This window comes from Brevundimonas sp., assembly GCF_032017145.1.
Lineage (GTDB): Bacteria > Pseudomonadota > Alphaproteobacteria > Caulobacterales > Caulobacteraceae > Brevundimonas.
In genome coordinates, this window is sequence record NZ_DALZQC010000015.1 from 39,531 (window position 1) to 45,855 (window position 6,325).

Annotated in this window: 3 protein-coding genes; 2 read left to right on the forward strand and 1 reads right to left on the reverse strand. The window is 67.3% G+C overall.

Translation table 11 applies throughout. The annotated features are described in order from the left end of the window. Positions 1-134 precede the first annotated feature (134 nt). The gene (locus RTU05_RS04540) at positions 135-1,640 is read left to right on the forward strand and encodes a tryptophan halogenase family protein (RefSeq protein ID WP_312596126.1); all 1,506 of its coding nucleotides are present in this window, start codon (positions 135-137) and stop codon (positions 1,638-1,640) included. 173 nt (positions 1,641-1,813) lie between these two features. Beyond that, positions 1,814-4,909 carry a TonB-dependent receptor gene (locus RTU05_RS04545; RefSeq protein WP_312596127.1) on the forward strand — a complete coding sequence of 1,032 codons (3,096 nt, stop codon included), beginning with the start codon at positions 1,814-1,816 and terminating at the stop codon, positions 4,907-4,909. A gap of 62 nt (positions 4,910-4,971) precedes the next feature. On the opposite strand, the gene RTU05_RS04550 is transcribed toward RTU05_RS04545, so the two are convergent. Beyond that, the coding region (locus tag RTU05_RS04550) for a tryptophan 7-halogenase (RefSeq protein ID WP_312596129.1) at positions 4,972-6,325 on the reverse strand (1,354 nt) is incomplete at its 5' end.

The window sequence follows — 6,325 nt, forward strand, 5'->3', positions numbered from 1 at the left end:
TGACAAGCTAAGCTTGCTTCAAACTTGCATGACGATGCGCAAGCAGGGCAGATCAATGACTTGCGTGGTCGTTGTCAGGTTGTCCCGACACCGCCCTGCAGCTTGTCCACCGCACCGCAGGGAGGATTGCGTTGATGCAGTCGTCGCAGGCCATCGATCGCATCGTCATTGTCGGCGGGGGGACCGCCGGCTGGATGGCGGCGGCGGCGCTGGCGCATGTGTTCGAAGGCGCCGGCAAGTCGGTGACGCTGGTCGAGTCCGAGGCCATCGGAATCATCGGCGTGGGCGAGGCGACGATCCCCGAGATCCTGAAGTTCAACGCCCGGCTCGGCATCGACGAGGCGGATTTCCTGCGCGAGACCAAGGCCACCTTCAAGCTGGGGATCGAATTCGACGGCTGGCGGCGCGAGGGCGAGCGCTACTTCCATCCGTTCGGCGCCTTCGGCGTCGATATGGAGGGGATCGCCTTTCATCACTTCTGGCTGAAGGCCTGCGCCAAGGGTCAGGCCGATCCGCTGGAAACCTATTCCATGGCCTGGCAGGCCGCGCGGCGGGGGCGGTTCGTCCATCCGCAGGGCGGGCCGCAGTCGCCCCTGTCCAGCCTGGGCTACGCCTATCATTTCGACGCCGCCCTCTATGCCGGCTTCCTGCGTCGCTATGCCGAGGCGCGGGGCGTCGTGCGGTGCGAGGGGCGGGTGGTCGAGGTCCGGCAAACGCAGACGGGGGACGTCTCGGGCGTGGTGCTGGAGGATGGTCGCCTCGTGGCGGGCGACTTCTTCATCGACTGCACCGGCTTCATCGGCCTGCTGATCGAAAAGACCTTGAAGGCCGGTTACGACGACTGGTCGGCCTGGCTGCCGTGCGACAGCGCGGTCGCCGTGCCGTGCGAGCGGGTCGAGCCGTTGTCGCCCTATACCCGTTCCACCGCGCGCGAGGCGGGCTGGCAGTGGCGCATCCCCCTGCAGCACCGCGTGGGCAACGGCTATGTCTATTCGTCCAGCCATCTGTCGCATCAGGATGCGGAGGACGCCCTGATGGCGCGGCTGGAGGGGCCGGCGCAGGCCCAGCCGCGTCGCCTGCGGTTCGCCACCGGGCGCCGCCGCGAATGCTGGAAGCGAAACTGCGTGGCGGTCGGCCTGTCCAGCGGCTTCCTGGAGCCGCTGGAATCGACCAGCATTCACCTGATCCAGAGCGCCATCACCAAGCTGATCACCCTGTTCCCTTCGCAGACGACCGACGAGGGGCTGCGGCGCGAGTTCAACGCCCTGATGGAAGAGGAGTTCGTCACCGTCCGCGACTTCCTGATCCTGCACTACAAGGTCACCCAGCGCGACGGGCCGTTCTGGGAACAGGTCCGCGCCATGCCGATCCCGGACCGGCTGGCCGACAAGATCGCCCTGTTCGAGCAGACGGGGCGCATCGTCAGGCGCGATCACGACATCTTCTCGGAGTCCAGCTGGCTGGCGGTGGCGGTGGGCCAGGGGCTGACGCCGCGCGACCGTCACCCGATCTCGGATGTCCTCGGCCGCGATGAAAATCGGGCGCGGCTGGCGGCGATCCGCGACAGCATATGGCGCACCGCCGACGCCCTGCCGTCGCACGCGGATGCCCTGGCGGCGACGATGAGCCGTCGCGCCTGACAGGCGCAAGGACAGACCACTCGACGGCGCGATGCTGAAGAAAAAGCCGCGCAACGCTGTCGTGGAGCATTGACATCGCTGTCAATCGGTAGTCCATACGCTTTGCGGACGGTCGATAAGGCTGCCGAAATTCTTGCGACGGGCAGCACCGTCGGACCTCGGGGGAAACCAAGATGAAGTCAGACCTCTTCCATTCCGGACGTGCGCCCGCCGCGCGCGGCCTGCGCCGTTCCGTGTCCGCCCTGGCCTTGACGGTCGCTGTCGTCGGCGCGACCGCCGCCCATGCCCAGTCGACGCCGGCTCCGCAGACGACGGCGCCCGCCACGGACGACGCGACCCAGGTCGACGACATCGTCGTCACCGGCATCCGCGCGCGCATCGCCTCGTCCCAGGCGATCAAGCGTGATTCCGACACCTTCGTCGACGCCGTGACCGCCGACGACATCGGCGCCCTGCCGGACAAGTCCGTCAACGAGGTGCTGCAACGCATCCCGGGCGTGAACATCAACCGCTTCCAGGGCCCGACCGACCCCGACCACTTCTCGGTCGAAGGCTCCAACGTCATCATTCGCGGCCTGTCCTACGTCCGCTCCGAGTTCAACGGCCGTGACGCCTTCAGCGTCAACACCGGCCGCGCCCTGGGCTTCAACGACGTCTCGCCCGAACTGCTGTCCAGCGTTCAGGTCTTCAAGAACGCCACGGCCGACCGCATCGAGGGCGGCATCGCCGGCGTGGTCGATCTGCGCACCCGCAAACCCTTCGACAGCCGCAAGTTCGTCTTCGGCGCCACGGCCGAGGGCTCCTACGGCGATCTGCGCGAAAAGACCGGCCTGGGCTATTCGGCCCTGATCAGCAATGTCTGGGACACCCAGCACGGCGCGTTCGGCGCCCTGTTGAGCTATGGCGAATCCGACCTCTATTCCGAAGCCTACGGCACTCACCTGACGGACTTCGTCTATCGCCCCGACCTGTCGAACGGCGAGGACCGCCGCTATGTCCCGCGCGGCGGCGCTGTGCGGACCCAGCAGTTCGACCGCTCGCGCTCGACCCTGGACGGCTCGCTGCAGTGGGAATCCAATGACGGCCGCGCCAAGCTGACCGGCGAATACATCCGCGCCGACTCGCGTTCCGGCTGGACCGAGCGTGTGATCGAGGTCGATCTGGGCAGCGGCGGCGATCCCACCCCGACCGCCGGAAATCCGTTCACCTATGGCTCCAACGGCGTCTTCACCAGCGGGCTTCTGGTCAACAACGCCCCGAACCTGCAGGTGGCGCCCAAGCGCGAGCGCGATCTCCAGACCCTGACGGAAGACTTCTCGCTGGCGGCGGAGTTCCACCCGACCGACCGCCTGTCGATCTGGCTGGACGCCCAGTACAGCAAGGCCTCGGCCGACGACGTGGACATGAGCGTCTACGGCGCGATCACGCCGGTCTACACCCTGATCGGCGAAGGTCGTCACGGCGTGCCGGACATCCAGTTCGTCGACGCTTCAGGCCAGCCCTCTGCCCTGACCAACGATCCGGCCAACTTCTACTACCGCGCGGCCATGGATCACGTCGAACAGTCCGAGGGCGAGCAGAAGGCGTTCAAGGCCGACCTGAAATACGACTTCGACAATTCCTTCCTGCGCGCCATCCGCATGGGGGCGCGCTATTCGGATCGCGAGCAGACGCGCCGATACAGCGCCTATAACTGGGGCGCGATTTCGGAAAGCTGGGCCGGCGGCATTTCGCCCTTCCAAACGACGGGCCCGCTGGCTGTCGAACAGTTCGACTTCCCCAACTTCCAGCGCGGCCATAACCCGTCGCCGATCAACGCCTATTATCCGACCGTCGGCCTGGCCTCGGCCTATCGCGACGGAACCTTGCAGGCGGCTTTGGCGGGGGTTCGCAGGGAGGAAGGCACGTGGAGGCCGTTAGACAAGCGTGACGGCGTTGTGTCTGGCACGCCATTCCTGCCCGGTGAGACGAACATTTCGTCGGAACAGACGAAATCCGCCTATGTCAGGTTCGACTTCGGTCGCGACGACATCTTCGGCGCAGACACGGCGCTTTCGGGCAACATCGGCCTGCGTTACGCCAAGACCGACTTCCAGACGCAGGGCTTCATCACCACCCCGAATGTGGGTGAGCAGTTCGGTGACGCCGACAGGAATGACCCGAGATTCCCGGGTCAGGGTATTCGTGTCACCCAGGCCAATGCAGCCGCCATTGCGCGTTATCGTTGCGGGCTGATTCAGCCTGGCCAGTCCGGGCCGGGATATTGCCTGCTCTCAGATGCCCGGTTGAACGACCTGATCGCCTTCAGCGACGGCAGCACCCAGCCCGTGGAGCGGACCAACAGCTATGACGACTGGCTGCCCAGCCTGAACGTCAACCTGAAGTACAAGGAATGGGTCTTCCGCGGCGCCGTCTCGCGCGCCATGACCCGTCCGGACTTCGGCGTGACCGCCTTCTCGGCCGGCCTGTTCTACACCGACATGAATCAAATCCGGGCGAACGGCGGCGACGTCAATACGGCGCCCCTGCTCACCACCAACGGCGGCGGTTCGTTGCTCACGGGCGTCCGCGCCTGGAACTACGACCTGGGCGTGGAGTGGTATTTCAAGCCGGGCAGCTCGCTGACCTTCAACGCCTTCTACAAGGACCTGACGGACATCCTGGCGAGCGGCTCGTTCGTGCAGCCGTTCAGCAACGCCCAGGGCGTCTCGACCGATGTTCTGGTCAACCAGCAGGTCAACATCGGCTCGGGCTGGATCAAGGGCTTCGAGGTCGGCTATCAGCAGACCTACACCTTCCTGCCGGGTCTGCTCAGCGGGCTGGGGATCGAGGCCAACTATACCTTCGTCGAGCCTTCGACCTTCCCCAATGAGGTGAACGAGCCTCGCTATGCAGGGCTGGAGCTGCCGCTGCAGCAACTGTCGCGCCACACCTATAACGTCTCGGTCTTCTATGAGCGGGATCGTCTGTCGGCGCGTCTGGCCTACAACTGGCGCAACGGCTTCCTGTTGACGCCGCGCGACGAGGTGAACCCCTTCTCGCCGATCTTCAACGCCTCGACCGGACAGTTGGACGGGTCGATCTTCTACACCCTGAACGACAACTGGAAGATCGGTCTGTACGGCGCGAACCTGCTGGACGAGGTCACGGTCACGGAGCAGCAGACGTCCTACCCGCTCAACGGCGTGAACCAGGCCGGCCCGCTGGCCCCGCGCTCCTACTTCCGCAGCGACCGCCGCGTGACGCTGAGCCTGCGCTACACCTTCTAAGACCTTCTCTGAGCCGAAGGCCTGGGGCGTCGATCACTGATCGACGCCCCTTTTCTTATGGATCAGCCGGCGCCGTGCAGCTCGGCCATGACCGTATCGTGCGTCGGCAGGGCCGCCAGCGTCTGGTCGAAGGCCACCACCATGCGTCCCAGCGCGCCCATGGCCGCCGACAGGTCCAGCCGGTCGGCCTGCACGTCATGGCGGCGGGGCGTCAGGCCAAGGCCCGCCATCAGCATCGCCCAGTGCTGGGCGTCATACGGATCGCCGTCCAGCCGGACCGCGCCGTTACGCGACAGGAACTGGCCGACCCGCCGTTCCAGATCCGGCCCGAACGGCGCCAGAGCCGCGCCCCTCGGACCCTGCCGCAGGATCAGATGCAGCCGGTCGGCGCGGTGGCCCAGGTCCCTGACGGTCGCCGTCGTATAGGCGGCGGCGCAGGCCGGTATCTGTTCGGGCGCGCCGGGCAGGCAGGCGGCCAGCGTCTTCAACTGCTGACCGAGCACGATGTCGTCCAGCCCCAGGGCCGGGCCGAAGCGAGCGGCCGCCGGCCCCAGCAACAGTCTGTCGCCGACCCAGGGCGTTCGAAGGAAGCCGGGGGCGGCGCTGGCTTCGGATTGGCTGACGATCTCGACGTCTCCAAGGGCGGCCAGCAGGCTACGCCTCGCCTGATCCGGCGAGGTCTGCCGCTCGGCGTAGCCAAGGCTGGCCACGCCGGCGCCATGCAACGGCGTCAGGGTCAGCAGACCTTCGGCCAGCGCCCGCACGGCGACATGGGGTGGTTGATCGCCGCCGCCATAGCGGACGGTCAGGCGGCGATCATGGCCCAGCCGGTCGCGCCAGTCGTCGTCGCCCTGGAAGGCGGGGGCGCGGGTGTCCAGGGTCATGAAGGGCGTCGAACCCTCGGTCTCGCCCGCCGCAACAGACCGGGCGCCGTCGCGCAGGGCCGCCGACTTCAAACGCGCCGTCAGGACCGCGCGGTCCAGCAGAAGCCGGGGTCTCAGCAGCGAGCGCGGCGACTGCCGGTCGGCGCTGGGGTGGGCGTATCTGCCCGCCGACATGACCCGCGCCTGAAACTGAAGCGGCTCCAGCAGGGCGGCGTAATCGTGCCCGCCCGGCGATCGTTGCGCCGCGCGCAGCACCACGTCCTGAACGGCGACGCCGTCGAGGGCGGGCAGGGGCTCCTGCTCGACCACCGCCACGTCCCGCCCCTCGCGCCAGCCGCGCAGCACCACGCCCAGGCAGAAGCCGCCCTGGGTCCGAACCATCACCGCGTCGTCGCCATCCGCCAACTGCAGGAGGAGGCCGTCCGGCTCCACCAGAACGGGCTGCAGATCGTCGGCCTCCGGCTCGGGGCCTTCCTCGACCGTCACCGCATGGCCGTCCGGCACGGCGCGGGCCAGCAGGGCGGCCGCCCTG

Excerpts from the sequence above, each read along its gene's own strand:
- RTU05_RS04545 (WP_312596127.1), top strand. The coding sequence starts at position 1,814 with ATGAAGTCAGACCTCTTCCATTCCGGACGTGCGCCCGCCGCGCGCGGC.
- RTU05_RS04540 (WP_312596126.1), top strand. The coding sequence starts at position 135 with ATGCAGTCGTCGCAGGCCATCGATCGCATCGTCATTGTCGGCGGGGGG.